We start from the raw sequence: 1,532 nt of genomic DNA, 5'->3' as shown, positions 1-1,532 counted from the left end.
CGGATTGTGAGACAGAAACAATCTCTCTTTTCCCGTTATCATTTTGCTGAGAATAACTAGAATCAATTAAATTCAGATTTTTATCTAAAATAAAAGTTATATGTGTTTGTTTTTCATTAACTTGTGTAATGAAAAACAACTGAAAATCCTTAGCATCTTTTTTTGGAGGGCTAATTTTCAAGTGTAGTTCTCCTTCTATTTCTAATGGATAAATGACTCCATCCAAGCGAATAGCTCCATCGGGAGGAACGACATAACCCGCTTTACGGATGTCAGGTGCATATTTTTCTGATGCCGTCAAACGATGTAGAACTTCAATTCTCTCATTTTTCTCAAAGGCTTCTTTTAAAACACTAGATTGTTGGAAATGATTGTAAGTAAAATATAAAGGAATCGCTAACAGAAACAAAAACAATACAATCAACAATTTAAACTGTTTTAATTTATCTAGCATTAGTCTTCCCCTTATTCAACACTCTCTTTCAAATAAGTGTTATTGTAAATTATCACTCGTCTTCCTCATCGTCATCCAACTCCACTTCTCCATGAATTCGGATGTACTCTTCGCGCTTCCTATCCAATTCTTCCCAGATGGGATCGTCAATAGCGTCAATCGTTTGAATTTCTTCCAAACTCATTTCATTTGCCTCCTCAAAGGTTAGAGATAAGATATCTTGGTGCTTTTCCTTGAATTCCTCGATTGTTAACCATGTTTTCTTGTCATCTTCGCTAATTTGTCCGTTAAAGATTGTAGCAATCTCAATGGCCATGATATAGAAAGCTCTTTTATCAAGAGTGAGCAGTTCAAGATGAGTAGAAGCAAGACGCAAACAGTCTCCATTTTCTCGAAAATCTGTTACATAAGCATCTTCATAATCTAAATTTAGTTCTTCATCAATTTGTGAAAAAAAGCGATATTTTATCCCTTCTTGTATCGGAACATACAACCAACGTTCATCATAATCCTGTTTATCTAGTTTTAGATGAATTGCTATATCATTCCTATCTCTGATTTGAAGAAAACCAGAATAGGAGAGTGGGATGCCTTCTCCTTGATAACTTTCAAACCACATTCTCTTCGCTAGTTCTAAATAATCAAACGGAATTTCTTTAGTAAAGTCGCCTTTTATATAAAGTTTCATAATTCTTTTCTCCTTAATTTACCATTTCCTGGTAACCCTTCCATAACCTTTCGATTATTTCCTCTTTGACACTTTTCGTTTGATTTTTTATATCACCAGTTTTATTTACCCAATTCCTGATATAATCTTTTCCCGTAATTTCATTAATATTTAAGTGTCTATTAATATCATATCCCGATTTTCCACTTCCAGATTGAACTTGAAGCTTACCTTGACCTCCTGCACCACTATTTGGTTCCAAGTCCACTCGAATTTTTACTTTCCGATTTCCCACTCTGCCTTCAATTTGTTTACCACCCTTACCAGAAATGGTCTTACTCGTTGGTTTATTTGCCTGCCAGCTGTCGTAGTTGCTAGAATAATTAACCTGAATTTCGCCATTTTGTAAGG

General features: G+C 34.7%; 2 protein-coding genes and 1 pseudogene. All 3 read right to left on the bottom strand.

The features are described from left to right. Positions 1–454 (bottom strand): thiol-disulfide isomerase (locus tag CBI42_RS10765; protein ID WP_094753967.1); only part of this gene is annotated, 454 nt, incomplete at its 3' end. 52 nt (positions 455–506) lie between these two features. Beyond that, positions 507–1,142, bottom strand: coding sequence for a hypothetical protein (locus CBI42_RS10760; protein ID WP_049493971.1), 636 nt, complete (start codon positions 1,140–1,142; stop codon positions 507–509). Between the two features lie 13 nt (positions 1,143–1,155). Beyond that, positions 1,156–1,532: pseudogene (locus tag CBI42_RS10755) on the bottom strand (virulence protein); the annotation flags it as partial.

Source organism: Streptococcus sp. KR, assembly GCF_002238115.1.
GTDB lineage: Bacteria > Bacillota > Bacilli > Lactobacillales > Streptococcaceae > Streptococcus.
This window is presented reverse-complemented; position numbering and strand designations above follow the sequence as displayed.

What these genes read in the sequence shown, in the direction of transcription:
- CBI42_RS10760 (WP_049493971.1), bottom strand. Translation starts at nt 1,142, where the DNA reads ATGAAACTTTATATAAAAGGCGACTTTACTAAAGAAATTCCGTTTGAT.